At 72.6% G+C, this 18,670-nt stretch carries 15 protein-coding genes; 5 read left to right on the top strand and 10 right to left on the bottom strand.

Translation table 11 applies throughout. The annotated features are described in order from the left end of the window. The first annotated feature begins 145 nt into the window (after positions 1-145). Together AMK22_RS20345 and AMK22_RS20340 are read left to right on the top strand one after the other, a co-directional pair. Positions 146-1,186, top strand: a complete 1,041-nt coding sequence (locus AMK22_RS20345) for a C40 family peptidase (RefSeq protein ID WP_073786940.1) — start codon at positions 146-148, stop codon at positions 1,184-1,186. Between the two features lie 93 nt (positions 1,187-1,279). Further along, positions 1,280-2,095: a GNAT family N-acetyltransferase gene (locus AMK22_RS20340; protein WP_079186292.1), complete on the top strand. Its 816-nt coding sequence runs from the start codon at positions 1,280-1,282 to the stop codon at positions 2,093-2,095. A 174-nt stretch (positions 2,096-2,269) separates the two neighbouring features. On the opposite strand, the gene AMK22_RS20335 is transcribed toward AMK22_RS20340, so the two are convergent. Both AMK22_RS20335 and AMK22_RS20330 read right to left on the bottom strand, forming a co-directional pair. Further along, positions 2,270-2,971, bottom strand: a complete 702-nt coding sequence (locus AMK22_RS20335; RefSeq protein WP_073786939.1) for a LuxR C-terminal-related transcriptional regulator — start codon at positions 2,969-2,971, stop codon at positions 2,270-2,272. Beyond that, on the bottom strand, positions 2,955-4,253 hold the full coding sequence (locus AMK22_RS20330; protein WP_073786937.1) for an ATP-binding protein: 1,299 nt from the start codon (positions 4,251-4,253) through the stop codon (positions 2,955-2,957). The genes AMK22_RS20335 and AMK22_RS20330 overlap by 17 nt, the downstream gene beginning before the upstream one ends. Positions 4,254-4,468: 215 nt before the next feature. Here AMK22_RS20330 and AMK22_RS20325 point away from each other — a divergent pair, with 215 nt between their 5' ends. Next, a complete protein-coding gene (locus tag AMK22_RS20325) occupies positions 4,469-5,806 on the top strand; it encodes a PspC domain-containing protein (protein ID WP_073786935.1) in 1,338 nt (445 codons plus the stop codon). Then, positions 5,793-6,056 carry a hypothetical protein gene (locus tag AMK22_RS20320; protein WP_079186291.1) on the top strand — a complete coding sequence of 88 codons (264 nt, stop codon included), beginning with the start codon at positions 5,793-5,795 and terminating at the stop codon, positions 6,054-6,056. Before AMK22_RS20325 ends, AMK22_RS20320 begins: the two co-directional genes overlap by 14 nt. On the opposite strand, the gene AMK22_RS20315 is transcribed toward AMK22_RS20320, so the two are convergent. The 5 genes from AMK22_RS20315 to guaA all read right to left on the bottom strand — a co-directional run bounded on the left by AMK22_RS20315 (position 5,963) and on the right by guaA (position 11,379). Continuing rightward, complete coding sequence (locus AMK22_RS20315; RefSeq protein WP_073786932.1) at positions 5,963-6,481, bottom strand: DoxX family protein; 519 nt, start codon at positions 6,479-6,481, stop codon at positions 5,963-5,965. The two genes, AMK22_RS20320 and AMK22_RS20315, sit on opposite strands and share 94 nt — an antisense overlap. A gap of 194 nt (positions 6,482-6,675) precedes the next feature. Then, on the bottom strand, positions 6,676-7,944 hold the full coding sequence (locus tag AMK22_RS20310) for a hypothetical protein (RefSeq protein WP_073786930.1): 1,269 nt from the start codon (positions 7,942-7,944) through the stop codon (positions 6,676-6,678). A gap of 194 nt (positions 7,945-8,138) precedes the next feature. Further along, entirely contained in the window at positions 8,139-8,933 is a 795-nt protein-coding gene (locus AMK22_RS20305; RefSeq protein ID WP_073786928.1) for a class II aldolase/adducin family protein, read from the bottom strand. Between the two features lie 100 nt (positions 8,934-9,033). Beyond that, a complete protein-coding gene (locus AMK22_RS20300) occupies positions 9,034-9,642 on the bottom strand; it encodes a Uma2 family endonuclease (protein WP_073786927.1) in 609 nt (202 codons plus the stop codon). Between the two features lie 141 nt (positions 9,643-9,783). Beyond that, complete coding sequence (gene guaA / locus AMK22_RS20295; RefSeq protein ID WP_073786925.1) at positions 9,784-11,379, bottom strand: glutamine-hydrolyzing GMP synthase; 1,596 nt, start codon at positions 11,377-11,379, stop codon at positions 9,784-9,786. 473 nt (positions 11,380-11,852) lie between these two features. On the opposite strand from guaA, the gene AMK22_RS20290 reads away from it, so the two are divergent. After that, positions 11,853-12,200, top strand: coding sequence for a chorismate mutase (locus AMK22_RS20290; RefSeq protein ID WP_073786923.1), 348 nt, complete (start codon positions 11,853-11,855; stop codon positions 12,198-12,200). 780 nt (positions 12,201-12,980) lie between these two features. Here the strand turns inward: AMK22_RS20290 and AMK22_RS20285 are convergent. The 3 genes from AMK22_RS20285 to AMK22_RS20275 form a co-directional block, all read right to left on the bottom strand. Further along, the gene (locus tag AMK22_RS20285; protein WP_073786921.1) at positions 12,981-14,864 is read right to left on the bottom strand and encodes a GMC family oxidoreductase; all 1,884 of its coding nucleotides are present in this window, start codon (positions 14,862-14,864) and stop codon (positions 12,981-12,983) included. Positions 14,865-14,958: 94 nt separating this feature from the next. Then, positions 14,959-16,611, bottom strand: a complete 1,653-nt coding sequence (locus AMK22_RS20280) for a succinic semialdehyde dehydrogenase (RefSeq protein ID WP_073786919.1) — start codon at positions 16,609-16,611, stop codon at positions 14,959-14,961. A gap of 203 nt (positions 16,612-16,814) precedes the next feature. Continuing rightward, positions 16,815-18,551, bottom strand: a complete 1,737-nt coding sequence (locus AMK22_RS20275; protein WP_073786917.1) for a serine/threonine-protein kinase — start codon at positions 18,549-18,551, stop codon at positions 16,815-16,817. Positions 18,552-18,670 lie beyond the last annotated feature (119 nt).

The following is an 18,670-nucleotide window of genomic DNA, read 5'->3' as shown; positions in this document are numbered from 1 at the left end:
CCGCTCCGCATCCGGACAAAGCGCCGGTCGCCCCGCCGAGTGCTCCGGCGGCGGACCGCTCCCGTACCGGTGCCCCGCCTCCGGGCCTCGGGCGGACCCGCCGGTAGTCCCCGGCGGGCAGTCGCCAGGAAGGACGCACGCCCCCGTGGCAGCGCATCGGAAACCCAAGCAGCGCCCGTACACCGGCACTGCTGCCCGCACCGCGGCCGCCCTCGCCTTCGCCGGGGCCGCGACCGCTGCCGCTCTGCCGGGCACGGCGCACGCCGACCCCCGGCGGACCCCCGCCCGGGTCGAGGCCGAGGTGGACCGGCTCTACCGCGACGCGGAGGTCGCCACCGAGAAGTACAACGGCGCGAAGGAACGGACGAGGGCCGCCGCCGAGGACGTCGACGCCCTGCGCGACGAGTCCGCCCGCCGCACCGACCGGCTCAACACCGCGCGCAACGCACTGGGCTCGCTCGCCACCGCGCAGTACCGCAGTGGGGTGCTGAACCCGTCCGTGCAGCTGGCCCTCTCGTCCGACCCCGACCAGTACCTGGAACGCGCCTCGTACGTGGACCGGATCGCCGACCGCAGGGCCGTCGAGGTCGACGCGGTGGAGCGGCAGGTCGCCCGGATCGCCCAGCTGCGCTCGGAGGCCGGGAAGAAGCTGGCGGACCTGGAGGCGCGCCGGGCCGAGCTGAGGAAGCACCGGGCGACGATCCGGAGCAAGCTGGCCGAGGCGCGGCGGCTCCTGGCCTCCCTGTCCCCGGCCGACCGCGCCGCGTACGCGGACGGTGCGCGGTCCGGGGCCCGCGCCGGCCGCGACCTGACGCGCGGCCCGGTCCTGGCGCCGAACGCCCGCGCCGCCGAGGCCGTGGCGTTCGCGTACGGGGCTCTCGGCAAGCCGTACGTCTGGGGCGCGACCGGCCCGTCCTCGTTCGACTGCTCCGGGCTCACCCAGGCCGCCTGGCGCGCCGCCGGAGTCTCGCTGCCCCGCACCACGTACACCCAGATCAACGCGGGGCAACGGGTGCCGCGCTCCGAACTGGCCCCGGGCGACCTGGTGTTCTTCTACCCGGGCGTCAGCCACGTCGGGCTGTACATCGGCAACGGCCGCATGATCCACGCCCCGCGCCCGGGAGCCCCGGTCCGGGTCGCCCCGGTCGACCAGATGCCCTTCGCCGGGGCGACCCGGGTGGCGTAGGCTCCCCCATCCGATCACGCTTCCCGGTCGGCCCGCCACCGGGCCGTACGCACCGGGACGTCACCGGATCAACCGGCCGAAGGACACCCGCACATGACCATGGACGTCGACGTCCAGACCCATGCCCGTACGCTCGCGCTGCGCTCCCCCGACCATCTGCGGGTCGGGCCCTTCACCGTGCGGTACAACCCGGACTGGTCGCTCAAGTACGCCAATTACGCGATTCCCGACCGGGACGCCGAGCCGACGGCGGCGGAGGTCGATGCCCTGGTCACGGCGTTCCGCGAGCGCGGGCGGCTGCCCCGGCTGGAGTTCCTGCCCGGCTGGGCTCCGGCAGTCGAACCGGCCCTGCTCGCCGCCGGCTTCACCGTCGAGAACCGCGCCCCGGTCCTGGCCTGTGCCCCGGACGGGCTGCTGCCGCCGAAACCGGTGGACGCCCTCGTGATCGCGGAGCCGGTCACCGACGCGGAGTTCGACGCCGCCGCCCTGGTCCAGCACCACGGCTACGGCGGGACCGGGGAGCCCGAGGGCGGCGAGGCGGCGTGGCTGCGCACGGCGGCCGAGGGCGGCGGGGCCGCCGCGCTCGCCGTGCTCGACGGGGTACCGGTGGGTGCGGGCGGCTGCTCGGCCCCGGTCGACGGTCTCGGCGAACTGGCCGGGGTCGCGGTCGCCGCCCCGTTCCGCCGCCGCGGCATCGGCGCCGCGCTCTGCGCGCACCTGACGGCGACGGCCTTCGAGCGCGGCTGCCGGGTGGTGTGGCTGGAGCCCGCCGACGCGGACGTGGAACGGATCTACGCGAGCATCGGCTACCGCAGGGTCGGCGAGAAGTTGAACATCTCGCTCGCCGGACCGGACGCGGCGCCCGACGAACCCGCCGTCCCGCTCGCCCACGACGGGGCGGACGGCTGAGTCACCGCGGCGCGGAAGAACGGAACGGTCCGGGCCACGGGTGCGACGCGCCCCGGCCGGGCGCTCCGGGACGCACCGCACCGGCCGGGCGTCGGGGCGGCCGGTCCGGGCGCCCCGGGGCCGGCGTTCCGGAGCGGTCGGACCGGGTGTTCCGGTCGTCCCGGGCCGGCCGGGTCAGACCAGCCGCCGGGCCGTCGCCCAGCGGGTCAGTTCGTGACGGTTCGACAGCTGGAGCTTGCGCAGCACCGCCGAGACGTGCGACTCGACCGTCTTCACCGAGATGAACAGCTGCTTGGCGATCTCCTTGTACGCGTAGCCGCGGGCGATCAGCCGCAGCACCTCGCGCTCGCGCTGCGTCAGCCGGTCCAGGTCCTCGTCGACCGGCGGCGCGTCCGTGGAGGCGAACGCGTCGAGGACGAAGCCGGCCAGCCGGGGCGAGAACACCGCGTCGCCCTCCTGGACCCGGAAGACCGAGTTGATCAGGTCGGTGCCGGTGATCGTCTTGGTGACGTAGCCACGGGCGCCGCCGCGGATGACGCCGATGACGTCCTCGGCGGCGTCCGAGACGGACAGCGCCAGGAACCGCACCGGATTGTCGACGGCCCCCATCAGCGGGGCGCAGCGGCGCAGCACCTCGACGCCACCGCCGCCCGGCAGGTGCACGTCGAGGAGGACGACCTCGGGGCGGGTCGCCGTGATGACCGTGACCGCCTGGTCGACGTCGGCGGCCTCGCCGACCACCTCGACGCCGGTCTCCTCGGTGCGGCCGATCTCGGCCTGGACACCGGTGCGGAACATCCGGTGGTCGTCGACGAGCACGACCCGCACCCGGCGGGCCGGCCCCTGGCTCCCGGCCGTCTCAGTGGTCTCCGTCATCGCTCGCCCTCTCCATCTCCAGCTCGACCTCCGTGCCCCCGCCGGGCACCGAACGCAGTCGCGCCGTGCCCCCGTTGCGCTGCATCCGGCCGATGATCGACTCTCGTACGCCCATTCTGTCCCCCGGTACGGAGTCCAGGTCGAATCCCGGCCCCCGGTCGCGCACCGAAACGAAGACCGTACGGCCCTCGACCTCCGCGTAGACCTGCACGGCACCGCCCTCGCCACCGTACTTGGCGGCGTTGACCATCGCCTCGCGCGCGGCCTGCATCTGCGCCCCCAGCCTCTCGTCCAGCGGGCAGTCCCCGACGACCACGACCTCCAGCGGGACGCCGTGCTTGTCCTCGACCTCGGCGGCGGCGCGCTTGACCGCCTCGGCGAGGGTCTCGGGTTCGTCGTCCTCCTCCTTGCCGGTGCCCTCGGGGTTGTAGAGCCAGTTGCGCAGTTCGCGTTCCTGGGCGCGGGCCAGCCGGCGGACCTCGCCCGCTTCCTCGGCGTTGCGCTGGATCAGGGTGAGGGTGTGCAGCACCGAGTCGTGGACGTGTGCGGCGACCTCGGCGCGTTCCTGGGCCCTGATGCGCATGGTGCGCTCCTCGGAGAGGTCCTGGGTCATGCGCACGAGGTACGGGCCGGCCAGCAGCGCTATGCCGGTGAGGACGGCGATCGCGGCGGTCAGGACGTTGCCGAGCTGGGCGGCGGAGCCGCGTACCACCATGAAGACGGCCAGGCCCAGGCCGACCAGGGCGACCCCGGCGAGCCCCCGGGCCAGGTGCAGAACCCGGCGGCGGTTGCCGGTCTCCATCCAGCGGGCGCGGCGGGCGTTGTCGGCCTGCCGCCACACCAGCACGGAACCGGCACCGATCAGCAGCGCGGGCCAGATGTAGCGGTCGGCCCCGCCACCCATGTCGACGTTGCTGACGAAGATCATCGCGCCGATGATCAGCGCGATGAGGGCGAAGACCTGTCCCCTGTCGGGTTTGCGGAGCCTGCGTCTGCCGTCCGGTCCGGTCTCGAAGAGGGGGCGCGGGGCCTCCACTCCACCGACACCGAGCGGGACGACGATCCAGAACACGGCATAGAGCAGCGCGCCGAGCCCCTCGGCGAAGAACAGGCCGACGAAGACGAAGCGCACCCAGGCGACGGGCAGCCCGAGGTGTCCGGCGAGGCCGCGTGCGACGCCGCCGAGCAGTCGCCCGTCGGCGCTGCGGTACAGCTTGCGTGACGGCGGCTCCTCCGGCTCGGTCCTGACGGAGCTCATGGCCCGGGGCGTGGCGGCTTGCATGACCCGATGGTCACATGCCCGGAAGGGACGCGGCATCAGGGTCCGTCCCGGACTCCACCCTGAGAGCCTGTCGCGCCGCCCCGGCCGTGCGCCCCGGCCGTGCGCCCCGGGCCGTCGGCGGCGGACCTCCCCCAGGGGTTCCGTCGGCGAATATCAGGGATCGGCCAGGGTGGGGGCGGGTCCCGGACGCGCGCCCGGCCCGTCACCATGGAGCCATGACCGTTCCCCAGGACACCTCCCCCGGTGTCGCGCCGCCCTCCGAACCGCGACCGCAACTGCGGCGCAGCCCGCGCCAGAAAGCCGTGGCCGGAGTCTGCGGCGGGCTCGGCCGGTACTGCGACGTCGATCCGGTGATCTTCCGGATCGTGCTCGGGGTGCTGTCCGTCGCGGGGGGCATCGGGCTGATCTTCTACGGCTTCGCCTGGCTGCTGATCCCGCTGGACGGCGAGGAGGAGAACGAGGCGCGCAGGCTGCTGTCCGGCCGTGTCGAGGGCGCGTCGCTGATCGCGGTGCTGCTCGCGTTGATCGGGTGCGGGCTGTTCCTCTCCATGCTGGGCAACGGCGGCACGCTGGCGTTCTCCGCGATGCTGTCGCTGGCGGTCGTCGGCTTCGCCGTCTGGACGCAGAACCGCAAGGCGGTGGCGCCCCGGGATCCGTCGCACCCGGCGACCGCGCAGGCGGTGGCGGACGCGCCGCCCGAGGTGAAGGCGCCGCCGTCGCCGGGCAGTCCGTCGTGGTGGCGGGATCCGATCGTCAAGGACGGCACGACGGGGCCGGTGGCGCACGGGTATCTGTGGGGTCCGGCCGACGCGTCGCCCGGCGGGCGCCCCCCGCGCGCGCCGGGTTCGGCACCGCGGGATCCGTACTGCGCGCCCCGGCGGGAGCCCGGCACCATGGGCCCGGTCTCCATCGGTGGTCTCGTCTTCCTGCTGGCGCTGATCGCGGGCGGGCTCGGCACGGGACTGACCTGGGAGTCGCAGCCGCTCGGCACGAGCCTGCAGTTCGGTCTGGCAGGGGCGCTCGCGGTGTTCGGGCTCGGGATGCTGGTCAGCTCGTTCCTCGGCCGGACCGGGTTCGGCACGGTCATGCTGGCGATGATCACAGCGGTGCTGCTGGCGGGCGCGTCCGCGCTGCCGAAGGACATCACCACGCAGTGGATGCACGAGGGCTGGCGGCCCGCCACGGCGGCGGCGGTCCGGTCGGAGTACGCGCTGGGCACCGGGCAGGCGCGACTGGACCTCACCGGGATCAGCGTTCCCGAGGGCGACACCGTCGCGACGGCGGCAAGGGTCGGTGCGGGCCGTCTGGTCGTCGTCGTGCCGAAGGCGGTGACGGTGAGGCTGAACGCCCGGGCGGGTTTCGGCGACATCACGCTGCCCGTCGACCGCACGGGGGAGGCACCGTCCGGGCCTCCGGGCGACGTGGATGTCAGGCCGTCGCGCAACGAGCACAGGACGCTGCCGCCGGCCCCGGGGAGCAAGCCCGCGGGTACGGTCGAGCTCACTCTGGAGATCGGTGTCGGACAGGTGGAGGTCACCCGTGCTGCTTCATGAGATCCGTCCGGGCCGGGCGGTGGCGGGCCTGGTGATGCTCGCCCTGGCGGCGGGCTACGCGGGGGACGCGGCGGGTGCCTGGGACGCCCCGTGGGTCTTCTTCTTCCCGCTGTTCTTCGGCGGCCTCTGGCTGGCCACCACCGTGACCTGGGTGAACTATGTGATCCGTCGCCGTCGTGACGCGCGGAGGGCGTCCACGGAGAACGCCGCGGCCCCGGCGAGCAGCAGCGGCAGCCAGGCCATGAGATAGATCAGGTCGTTGCCGAAGTAGTACGGCTTGACCTGCCAGCTGACGGTCAGCCACAGGCTGAGCGAGATCAGTGCCCCGCCGAGCGCGGCGAGCCGTGCCCACAGTCCGATGAGGGTGCCGATCCCGACGGCGATCTCGCCGAAGGCGATGGCGTATCCGAAGGCCCCGGGGTTCTTCAGCGCGAGGTCGACGAGGGCCGGGATCGCGGACGAGTCGCGCACCCCGCGCATCATCTCGCCGATGGAGCCCGGGCCGCTCGCGCGGAAGAAACCGTCGGTCATCAGCTTGTCGATCCCGGCGTAGACGAAGGTGACGCCGAGGAAGATCCGCAGCGGCAGCAGTGCGTGCTCCCGTGCGAGTTCCTTGAGCCCCCGAGCCCCGCCCGGACTGCCCACCGTCACTCCATAACCGCGCAGACCCGGCATTTCCTGCAAACCTTGCATGTGACTGCCCATCCTTCCGTAATCCGGTCATCAGACGATACGTAGAAGGGGCAACACGGCGCTCCTCCCGATGGGCCGTCCGGCCGGAAGATCCGTCGGCGGGACGGCCATCGGTATGAAGCGCCGTCAGCGGGAGGCCCCGGCAGCGCGGGGCCCGTCGGCCGGGCGACCGACGGTCAGTCCGTCACCTCGATCTCCACCGGGTTCGTCTCCACTCCGGCGGCGGTCACGACCTGCACCTCCACCCGGCCCGGCTCCACGTCCACCGGTACCGGAACGGTGAGCACGCCGTCCGTCGGGTTGGCGAAGCCGCCGGTGACCGGGACGAGCGGTACGTGCACATGGACCCGGCCGATCCGCACGACCATGCCCGCCAGCCGGTCCGGGGTCCCGGCGCCGGGCGGCACGAATCCGGCGCCCCGGATCTCGATGTCGTCACCGGTACGGATCGGCGCGTCCAGGTCCCCGGCCTCCCGGGACCGGACCACCGAGAGGACCACCGGGCGCCCGCCCTCCGTGTACTTCCCGGCGAAGTACGCGACCGCCGAGACGGCGACCAGCAGCGCGAGCCCCCAGGGCAGGTCGGGCAGCTGCTCGGGCCTGCGGGCCAGCCGGATCGCGGCGAACAGCACCGCGACGGTGCTCACCAGCACGTACTGCACGTCCGTGAAGCTGCCCCGCCCCGAGTCGTCGGTGAGCAGATCGGCGGCGCGCGGCCGCTCGGCCCGCAGCTTCTGGAGCCGCCCGGAGAGGGCCCGTACGCCCACCACCCGGCGCACGACCACGGCGACGGCGCACACCAGCGCCAGCACGGTCACCACCCCGGCGCCCCTGGCCAGGTCCAGTCCCTCGATCAGCGCGTCGCGCTCGGCATGGTCGGAGGCGCCGGCCAGCTGGAGCGCCAGCACGAGCACGGAGAACACGGCGAGCAGCACCCAGGACGCCGCGACCGCCCGGGAGGTGGAGAGCCGGTTGTCCTCCCCTATCACCGGGGCGAGCAGACCGCCGCGGGCCCGGTGGACGTGGGCGGCGCCGGTCAGCAGGCCCGCGGTGACCAGTCCGGCGATCAGACCGGCCGTACGGGCGTTGCTCCAGCCCGCGCCGATGGCGGTGGCGGTCTCGGCGACGACCAGCACGGCCACACCTCCCCACACCGCGATCAGGGTGCGCCGCCATACCCGGTACAGCCAGGCGTCCCCCGCCTCCCGGCCCCGTTCGGCGACGGTCCTGGCCGACTGGGTCAGCTCGTCCGACACCCACTGCCGGGTCGCGGAGACGGACTGTGCGACCCCCGGCGGCACCCCCTGCCCCGCGGCGAATTCTTCCCGTTTGGTCAGGAAGGCCGCCACCGCGCGCCGATGGCCCTCGCGCGCCCCGTGCGGGCAGCCGCCGCACGTACAGCCGCCGCCGTGCGTGCCGCTCACCCTCGCCTCGTCCAACGCCACGGAGAACGCCGCCCTTTCCAGCCCCGATCCAGCCACGGTCCAGCCAACTCGACTGTTATTGCTGCGAATTGTGCCGCACAAAAGGGCCTCGGGCCGCATCGGGGAGACGCACCGGCACACATCGCAAGAATGTGCGAGCGATCCGGCTGTCAGAAGTCGCCCGATGTCACTGGAAACTGCGACTCGTCGACGCGTCAGGAAGCACGGCTGATCCGGCGCCAGAGCGGCTGGTAGTTGGCCCAGGCCGCCAGGTCGCCGCCCAGGTGCTCCCGGGTGGCGACGGCGTCCCGGTGGCCGATCGGCACCGGCTTCCCGGCGGCGCGCGCGGCCAACTGCACCTGGCAGCAGCGTTCCAGGGAGATGAACCACCACGCGGCGGCGTCCACCGTGCCGCCGACGGTCAGCAGTCCGTGGTTGCGCAGCACGATCGCCTTGCGCCCGCCGAGCGCCGCCGCGATCCGGCGCCCCTCCACCGCGTCGACGACGACCCCGGTGTACGCGTCGTAGAGAGCGTGGTCCTCGTAGAAGGCGCAGGCCTCCTGGGTGATCGGTTCGACGAGCTCACCGAGCGCGGACAGGGCCCGCCCGTGCACGGAGTGGGTGTGCGCGACGGCGACGATGTCGGGGCGGGCCCGGTGCACCTGCGCGTGGACGGCGAACGCGGCCTGGTTGACGTGGTGCTGTCCCTCGACGACCTGGCCGTCCCCGTTCACCAGGATCAGCTCGTCCGCGGTGATCCCGTCGAAAGGAACCCCGAAGGGATTGACCCAGAAGCAGTCGGCGAACTCCGGGTCGCGCGCGGTGAGATGGCCCGAGACACCGTCCTCGTACCCGTACTCACCGAACAGCCGGAGCGCCCCGGCCAGCCGCTCCTTGCGGTGGGCACGCTCCTCCCGCACCGACTCGTGGACGGGCGGCATCGCGAAGTGGAGCCGGTCCACGGGTACGGGTGTGGGCTCCGGCATGTGCTCGGGCGTGGGCTCGGGCATGACGCCTCCTCGGCTCCCAGGACGTGGGGAGGCGGAAGCTACCGCTGGTCGCGACAAGTGGCCAGGGGTGCCGGGGAGCCGACCATGTTCGGAGCGGCATTCACCGGCCGCGGTGGTAGATCCGGGTGAGGTCCGCCTCGATCAGGTAAGGAACGTCCAGCTTCAGCTCGTTGTGGTAGATGCCCGTCGGGGTGTACGCCTGCCGAGCCGGGTCGAGTTCGTAGACGTACACGATCGGCAGGCCGTCGACATCCGCCTCCACCCGCCAGAAATGAGCGATCCCGGCCGCGGCGTACTTGCGCGGCTTGACATCGCGGTCACGGTCCTGCGAGTCGGGCGACACCACTTCGACGGCCAGGACGACGTCCTCGGGCGCGTACCAGATCTGGTCCGCGCCGGTGTCCGCCTCCGCCCTGTAGACCAGCATGTCGGGCTCCGGACGGTTTCTCTCGTCGATTCGGATGGTCATCTCGCGGTCGACGTCCAGGTCGCTCGGCAGATGCGCGAGCAGAGCCTGCTCCAGCAGCCACATCGTGCGGGTGTGGAACTTACGCTGCGGACTCATGAAGACGAGACTCCCGTCGATCAGCTCGGTGTGAGGCGGCAGGTCCGGAAGCCGGTCGAGGTCGTCCGCCGTCCACCCGCCCTCGGGCGGAACGGGCCACCGGTACCGCTGCTTCTCAAGCCTGGGGTCGGGTGCGGCGCTCATGATTGCTCCCATGGGGCAGAGTCTCGTCTCCTCAGCCAGCGTACCCAGCACGAACGGCGATGCCGCCGCCCAAACGAATGAGCGACGGCATCGGCGTTGACCCTGGTGAGGGTGTGCTCCCGGGCGCTGGGCGCACGGGGGTCACTCCCACTCGATGGTGCCCGGCGGCTTGCTCGTCACGTCGAGCACGACCCGGTTGACATCGGCCACCTCGTTGGTGATGCGGGTCGAGATCTTGGCGAGGGTCTCGTACGGGAGGCGCGACCAGTCGGCGGTCATGGCGTCCTCGGAGGAGACCGGGCGCAGCACGATCGGGTGGCCGTAGGTGCGGCCGTCGCCCTGGACGCCGACGGAGCGGACGTCGGCGAGCAGGACCACCGGGCACTGCCAGATCTCGCGGTCCAGGCCGGCCTCCGTCAGCTCCTCGCGGGCGATGGCGTCGGCCTCGCGGAGCAGGTCGAGCCGCTCCCGGGTGACCTCGCCGACGATCCGGATGCCGAGCCCGGGGCCGGGGAACGGCTGGCGCTGGACGATCTCCTCGGGCAGGCCGAGCTCCTGTCCGACCATCCGGACCTCGTCCTTGAACAGCTTGCGCAGCGGCTCGACGAGCTGGAACTCGATGTCCTCGGGGAGACCGCCGACGTTGTGGTGGGACTTGATGTTGGCGGTGCCGGTGCCGCCGCCGGACTCGACGACGTCCGGGTAGAGCGTGCCCTGGACGAGGAACGCGACGTCCTCGCCGTCGGCGGCGCCCTCGGCGACGATCTCGGCCTGCGCCTGCTCGAAGACGCGGATGAACTCGCGGCCGATGATCTTCCGCTTCTGCTCGGGGTCGGAGACCCCGGCCAGCGCGCTCAGGAACCGCTCCGAGGCGTCGACGACCTTCAGCTGGACGCCGGTGGCGGCGACGAAGTCCTTCTCGACCTGCTCGGTCTCGCCCTTGCGCATCAGACCGTGGTCGACGTACACGCAGGTCAGCTGGGAGCCGATGGCCTTCTGCACGAGGGCGGCGGCGACCGCGGAGTCCACCCCGCCGGACAGGGCGCAGATGGCGCGCTTGCTGCCGACCTGCTGGCGGATCACGGCGATCTGCTCCTCGACCACGTTGCTCGTGGTCCAGGTCGGCTCGATGCCGGCGCCGCGGTAGAGGAAGTGCTCCAGAACCTGCTGGCCGTGCGTGGAGTGCATGACCTCGGGGTGGTACTGGACGCCGTAGAGCTTCTTCTCGTCGTTCTCGAAGGCGGCGACCGGGACCACGTCCGTGGACGCGGTGACGGTGAAGCCCTCGGGGGCGGCGGAGCAGGCGTCGCCGTGCGACATCCAGACCGACTGCTCGGCGGGCGTGCCCTCGAACAGTGTGGAGCCGTTCTTGGTGACGGTGAGCGGGGTGCGGCCGTACTCGCGGGCGCCGTTGTCGTCGACGGTGCCGCCGAGCATGGTCGCCATCAGCTGGAAGCCGTAGCACATGCCGAAGACCGGCACCCCGGCCTCGAACAGCGAACGGTCGAGCGTGGGCGCGCCTTCCGCGTACACCGACGAGGGGCCGCCGGACAGGATGATCGCCCGGGGGTTCTTGGCCAGCATCTCGGCCACCGGCATCGTGGACGGGACGATCTCGCTGTAGACCCGGGCCTCGCGGACACGACGGGCGATGAGCTGGGCGTACTGGGCGCCGAAGTCGACAACGAGAACCACGTCGGTCGCGCTGTCGGGAGCGGCGGAGGGTGCTGCTGGCACGGGGGCGGCCTTCCGGCGGTGAACGGTGAAAAGGGGGTCGGTGCTGTCGATTCTACCGGGGGTGCGGAGTCGGCCGTCGTCCCCATGGGCCGGGCCCGCCGTCCCAGGGGCGAGGCCGCCCTCCCGACTACGGGCGGAGGGGGCGGGCGCCGTACCGGTCCCGCACGTGCGGGACCGGGCGTCGCGTGCGTACGGGAGGATCCGGTCGCAGGGCGGAGGCCGAACGGACGGGTCTCAGCATCCGGTCACGCTTGGACAGACCGCGCGGGCGGTCCATACTGGGCCTCATGCATCAGCACACGACCTTCGTCTTTACCTATGGCATCCGGCCCGCCGGCTGCCATGGTCGTGCTGCTTGATCCACTGACGAGCAACGTTCCAGGCGCCCCGGGCCGAAAGGCCCGGGGCGCCTCGGCGTTTCCGGACCGGTCGGCTCCGGGGAGCGCACCCGCACCCCACGAGGAGTCCCCACCATGACCAGCACCGCCCCCGCCGCCACCGCCCCGGCCGACACGGACGCGAGGAGCGTCACGGACCCGCAGAGCCCCGAGGAGAGGACCGGCGCGCGCACCCAGGAGGCCGCCGCACTGATCGCCCAGGCACGGTCCCGGATCGACACCCTCGACGACCGGATCATCGGCCTCGTCCAGGAACGGATGGCCGTCTCGGCCGTCATCCAGGAGGCGCGGATCACATCCGGCGGCCGTCGCGTCAACCTCTCCCGCGAGATGGAGATCCTCGGCCAGTACCGGGACGCGCTCGGCAAGCCCGGCACCTCCCTCGCCATGACACTGCTGGAGCTGTGCCGCGGCCGGGTCTGACGGCCCTGCCGCCCGGGGGTGCGGGGCGTATCCCAGTTCGGTCCCGCTCTCACCCGTACGGCGCGTGACCGGGTCCGCGACGGCTTCGTTGGTCCCGGTGTCCGTGCCAGCCAGGGGCGGCTCTGGAAGGAAACCACGCGTGGCTCCGCCGGGACGTGAGGCGTACTGCAGGTACGCCGTGGGACCACGACCCGGCGTGCGTGACCGGTCGGCAGGGGACAGCAGTCCGGTCACCCACGCGGTCGGCTCCGGGGACGCCCGGAGCCGACCGTGTCCGGTCGGGAACGGTGCGTACCGCAAGGGCCCGTACGGCCCCGGCTCCCGGGCACCGACCCGGTATCGATGCGCGAAGGGCCCCGTCGGCCGGTGTCCGGCACGGCGGGGCCCTCGCTCATGCCCTCTCCACACCGATGCGACGGGCCGGGCACGAGCGACGGGTCGGAGCGATGTGACGGGCCGGGCCTACGTGAGAGGCGTCACATACGGGTTCTGTGAGTCTCCGGGCAACCATTGCGGCGAACCGCAGGTCAACCATGCGCACGACCGGTCACGCCCGGTGAGGGCGTGAGGTGCGTGGGAGGGCTGCGCCGGGAGGGGGGTGCAGCCCTTTCGGCCTCTTCTGCTGCTTCCGCCCCAAAGGTCGCATGCGCCACAGCAGTCGCGGCGCACTTGCTACGCACCGTGTTCATCGCGCCGTACTCGTCACGCTCACCACGCTCACCACGCTCACGGTGGTCACCACGCGCACGACGCATGCAGCGCTCACGGCGCTCACAGCGCTCACGGCTTCTTCTTCGGCGGGACCGTCGGCATGCCGAGGAAGGGCAGCCTGAGCGCGCCGAAGGCGTCCTTCGGCACGGCGGGCGACCGGGGCTCGACCGGGGCCAGCCGTTCGTACGTCCCGCCCTGCGCCGGGCGCGGGTCCTCCTCGCCCTTGTTGGGCCAGAAAGACATCGCGCGTTCCGCCTGTGCCGTGATGGTGAGCGACGGGTTGACCCCGAGGTTCGCGGAGACCGCGGCACCGTCGACCACCGATATGCCGGGGTGCCCGTAGAGGCGGTGGTACGGGTCGATGACCCCGTCCTCGGCGCTCGCGCCGATCGGGCAACCTCCGAGGAAGTGCGCGGTGAGCGGCATGCCCATCAGCTCGCCGACGTTCGAGCCGGCGAAGCCGTCGATCTCCTCGGCGAGCAGCGTGGCGCCGCGCGTGGCCTCCTCGATCTGCGTCGGGTTGGGGGCGCCGTGCCCCTGCCGCGCGGTGAGCAGCCCCTTTCCGATGCCTCCCGGCTTGCGGTACGTCGTCAGGGAGTTGTCCAGCGACTGCATGACGAGCCCGATGATGGTCCGCTCCGACCAGCGGCGGTTGGACAGCGAGCGGACGGCGAGGGCGGGGTGCCGGGCGACGTTGGCGAGCCAGCCCAGCACCCGGCGGCCACCGTGCGGCGCCTGGCCGCCGTAGGGCACCTGGAGGATGGACAGCGCGCCCATCGCGTTGGAGCCCCTGCCGTAGCGGACCGGCTCGATGTGGGTGTTCTCGTCGGGGTGGACCGACGAGGTGATCGCGACGCCGCGGGTGAAGTCGGCGCGCGCGGCACCGTGCTTCCTGCGGTAGCGCCGGTCGGTGGTCTGCGAGCCGACGATCGCCTCGGAGTTGGTACGGGTCAGCTCGCCGAGCCGGTCCGGGATCCGGGGCAGCAGCCCCCGGTCCTTCATGGTGTGCAGCAGGGTCTGGGTCCCGTACGTGCCGGCCGCCACGACCACCTGGCGGGCGCGCAGCCGGGTGGGCTTCGCCTTGCGGCGGCGGTCGGTGGGGACGGTGAGGACGCGGTGGCCGCCCTCCGGATGGTCGCTGATCGCGACGACGGTGGTCATCGGGTGGATGACGGCCCCGGCCTTCTCGGCGAGGTGGAGGTAGTTCTCTTCGAGAGTGTTCTTCGCGCCGTGGCGGCAGCCCGTCATGCATTCGCCGCACTCGATGCAGGCCCGGCGGGCGGGGCCCGCGCCGCCGAAGTACGGGTCGGCGACCGTGCCGCCGGGCTCCGCCCGCGCCGTGCCGTCGGAGTCCTCGCCGTCGCCGAAGAACACGCCGACCGGGGCGAGGTGGAAGGTGTCGCCGACGCCCATGGCCTGCGCCGCCGCCTTCAGATGGACGTCGGAGGGGGTCGTCGTCGGGTTGAGCCGGACCCCGAGCATCCGCCTGGCCTGGTCGTAGTACGGCTTCAGCTCGTCCTGCCAGTCGGTGATGGACGCCCACTGGCGGTCCTCGAAGAACGCCGTCGGCGGCACGTACAGGGTGTTGGCGTAGTTGAGCGAACCGCCGCCGACGCCCGCGCCGGCCAGCACCATCACGTTGCCGAGCAGGTGCACGCGCTGGATTCCGTAGAGGCCGAGGGCCGGGGCCCACAGATAGTTCTTGAGGTCCCAGGAGTTCTTGGGGAGGGTGCCCCGGGTGAAGCGGCGGCCCGCTTCCAGGACCCCGACGCGATACCCCTTCTCCGTCAGCCGGAGGGCCGACACCGCCCCGCCGAAGCCCGAACCGACGACGAGCACGTCGTAGTCGTACGCGGCGTCGTCGTCGGTCCCTTCCCCGAGCACGGCCCCTTCCAAAGAGGCGGTCGCGTTCCGGGAAGCGGTCCGGTTCCGGGCAGGGCTGTCCTCGGGCATGGCTCTCCTCGGTACGAAAAGGCTCAGTGCGAAAAGGCTCGGTACGGAAAGGCTCGGTACGGAAAGGGCGGAAAGCGGGGCGGTACGGAGGCCGTCAGCGCAGGCGGAACGCCTTCATCGCCTTCAGGCTGCGCGTCATGAACGCCGCGTAACCCGCGTCGTCCATGCCGAACGAGGGCGCGAGCGGGATCAGCCGCTGCTGGGCGACGGTCTGTGCCTCGGTGTACTTGAGGATGCCCTCGGAGCCGTGCCGCCGGCCGAGACCGGAGTCCTTCATGCCGCCCATCGGCGACTGCACGCTGCCGTACGCGGGGGCGTACCCCTCGTTGATGTTGACCGTGCCGGTCCGCAGCCGGGCGGCGACCCGGTGGCCGCGCGCGGAGTTCCTGGTCCAGACGCTCGAGTTCAGGCCGTACGGCGTGGCGTTGGCGAGGGCCACGGCCTCGTCCTCGTCACGGAAGCGGTAGAGGGACACCACCGGTCCGAAGGTCTCCTCGGAGCAGACCGCCATCGGCGCCTCGACGCCGTCGAGGATGGTCGGCTCGTGGAACAGCGGGCCGATGTCGGGGCGGGCGACGCCGCCCGCGACGACCGTGGCGCCCTTCTCGACGGCCTCGGCGACGTGCCGGGTCACGGTCTCCAGCTGGCGTTCGCTCACCAGGGAGCCCATGTCGGCACCGTAGGCGAGGGCGCTGCCGAGTCGCATCGCCTTCGTGCGGGCGGCGAACCGGGCCACGAAGTCGTCGGCGACCGACTCGTGGACGTACAGCCGCTCGATGGAGATGCAGAGCTGACCCGCCGAGGAGAAGCAGGCACGGACGGCGCCCGCGGCGGCCTTCTCCACGTCGGCGTCCTCCAGCACCAGCATCGCGTTCTTCCCGCCGAGCTCCAGCGAGACCCCGACCAGCCGGGCCGCCGCGCCCTGCGCGACCTCGCGGCCGGTGCGGGTGGAACCGGTGAACGAGACGTAGTCGGCGTGCTTGACGACCTCCGGGCCGACGACCGGCCCGTCGCCGAGGACGACCTGGAAGACCTCGGCGGGCAGCCCGGCCTCGATCAGCAGGTCCCGGGCCCACAGGGCGGTGAGCGCGGTCTCCGTGTCGGGCTTCATCACGACGGCGTTGCCGGAGACGAACGCGGGCAGGGCGTCCCCGACGGACAGTTCGAGCGGGTAGTTCCACGGCGCGATCTGGCCGACGACACCGCGCGGCTGGCGCAGTTCGGTCACCTTCGTGAGGGTCGGCACGACCCCGGTGTGCCGCTTCGGCCGCAGGTACGCGCCGGCCCGGCGCCCGTAGTGCCGGGCCGCGACGGCGACGGCCTGCACCTCCTCGTGGGCGTGCAGCCTGGCCTTGCCGGTCTCCAGCTGGATGAGGTCGAGGACCTCGGCCTGGCGGCTGAGGACGAGGTCGTGGAAGCGGAGCAGGACGGCAGCACGGGCGCGGACGGGGGTAGCGGCCCAGGCGGGCTGGGCGGCACGGGCCCGCTCGAAGGCGCCCGCCACGTCCTCGGGCGTGGACTCGGGCAGATCGGCCAGCTTCTCCCCGGTGAAGGGGGTGTGGTTGGCGGTGCGGCCGGAGCCTGCCACGTCACGGGTCAGCCGGGCGACCAGGTCGGGCGTCACCACGTCGGCGGCGGTGCGCACGCCCGCCGGGGCTGCGGCCACGGGGTTGGTGCCGACCGGGGTCGCGGAAGTGCCGTCGGCCGGGGCCGCGGGGGTGGGCTGGGGGGCCTGCGAGTCCGTCATGAGGCCGAGAGTACGTCCACCCGACCACTTTGGGTACCCGCGGGTAACAGGTTTTCACACACCCCACAAAGACGCCAGTGATCACTGGCAACAAAGCCCCTGATCAGGCCCCCTTCACCACCAGGAGACCCAACCCGGAGCCCGGTCCAAAGCCGTGCGACGGCCGTCGGCCGACCATCCGTCAGTCGGTCGCCCGGCAGCCGTCAGTCGGACTCGTCGGGCGCGCGCCAGCCGCGCAGGATCGTGTCGAACTGCGCCCGGGTCGTGTCCCAGTCCTCTGCCGGTCCCGTCATGTACAGCGCGTACTCAGGGCCGCCCGTCTCCCCGAAGTACATCTGGTCGATCGCGTGGCGCGGCCCCGGATGGTTCTTCGTCTCCGTCCAGGTGAACTCCCAGAGCGAGCCGGGCCGGTCCCGGTAGATGTTGGAGTGCAGGGTCACGCGCTCGTACCCGGGGAGCCGTTCGGAGAGCTGCTTCTCCAGGTTCAGCATGTGCATGTACGAGTTCTCGTAGTCGGGCTCCGGGTCGACGCTGATCCGGATGTAGTGCAAGCCGTTGTCCGGGGTGTAGTCGATCTGATTGCCGTCCGCCCGGCGCTCCCAGCCGTCCGGCACGGTCAGGCTGAAGCCCTCGGGGTCGTCCACCCGGTGCCAGCCGTCGGGTATCTCCTTGGCCCCCGTCCTCTTGCGCGAGGGATCGGGCTTCTCCGAGGGGCTGTTCGCCGGTTCGGTGGGGGTACCGGGTGCGTGCCTGCCCGTACCGCCCTGCCGGGCCGTGGTGTCGTCGCCCCGGTCCGCGTACCTCATCGCGACGAGTCCCGCGCCGCCGCCGATCAGCGCGGCGGCGACGACGACCAGCACCGCCGTACGCCACCGGCCCCGGCTGCGCCGGGTCACCGGGGCCGATGGCGGGCCGTTCACCGGGCCTGCGGCGGACCCACCGGGAGGGGGCGGCAGTTGGGCCGTGCCGGCCGCCCCCGTCTCGCCGGGCGCGGCGCCCGGGTCGAGCGCCGTGGCCGGGCCGGAGGCGGTGGCCGGGCCGAGCGCGCGCAGGACCTCGTCGGGGACGCGCTGCGTCGGCACGTACGCCTGTGCCGCCTGGGGCTCGCGGCCCTCCATGGCGTCGAGCAGCATCCGTTCCGTCTCCGCCGCCGACGGCCGGTCCTCGGGCTCCTTGCGGAGCAGCGCGGTGATCACGGGGCCGAGCGGGCCCGCGCGCCCGGGCGGCGGCGGTTCCTCGGTGACGACGGCCTGCATGGTGGAGATCGGGGACGTGCGCCGGAACGGCGAGCGGCCCTCGACCGCGGTGTAGAGCGTGGCGCCGAGCGACCACAGGTCGGAGGCCGGGCCCGGATCGCCGCCCCGTACCCGCTCCGGCGCCAGGTAGTCGATGGAGCCGACGAGTTCACCGGTCCTGGTGATGGTCGAGTCGCCCTCGATGGCCGCGATCCCGAAGTCGGTGAGCAGCACCCGGCCGTCGGCGGCGAGGAGTACGTTGCCGGGCTTCACATCCCGGTGCAGGACCCCCGCGGCGTGTGCCGCGCGCAGGGCGCCCAGCACGTGCAGGCCGATGCGGGCGGCCTCGCGCGGCTCGATCTCGCCGGTCTTCTTGGCCGCGTCGGCGAGCGAAGGCCCGTCGACGTACTGCATGACGATCCACGGCCGGTTGTCGTACTCGATCACGTCATGGACGGTGACCACGCCCGGGTGGGTGATCCGGGCGGCGGCGCGGGCCTCCTTCTGCGTGCGCGCGTGCAGGACGATCCGGTCCGCCTCGGCGACGTACTGTCCGGCCGTCAGTTCCTTGACCGCGACCGTGCGGTGCAGAACCTCGTCGTGGGCGCGCCAGACCTTGCCCATGCCGCCGCGCCCGAGGACCTCGCCCAGCCGGTATCTCCCGGCCAGCACCAGTCCCGCGTCCGTACCCTGTGCTCGTTCCACGTGATCCCCGCCCCGTTCCCTCGGAGGCCAGATTACGGAGGGGCTCTCGGCCACGGAACCTCGCATCCCCGTGGTGACCGCACTGTGATGCTTGTCGCTCGCTCCGCCTTCTGCCGCGC

The sequence above is a fragment of the Streptomyces sp. CB01580 genome (genome assembly GCF_001905795.1).
GTDB lineage: Bacteria > Actinomycetota > Actinomycetes > Streptomycetales > Streptomycetaceae > Streptomyces.
This window is presented reverse-complemented; position numbering and strand designations above follow the sequence as displayed.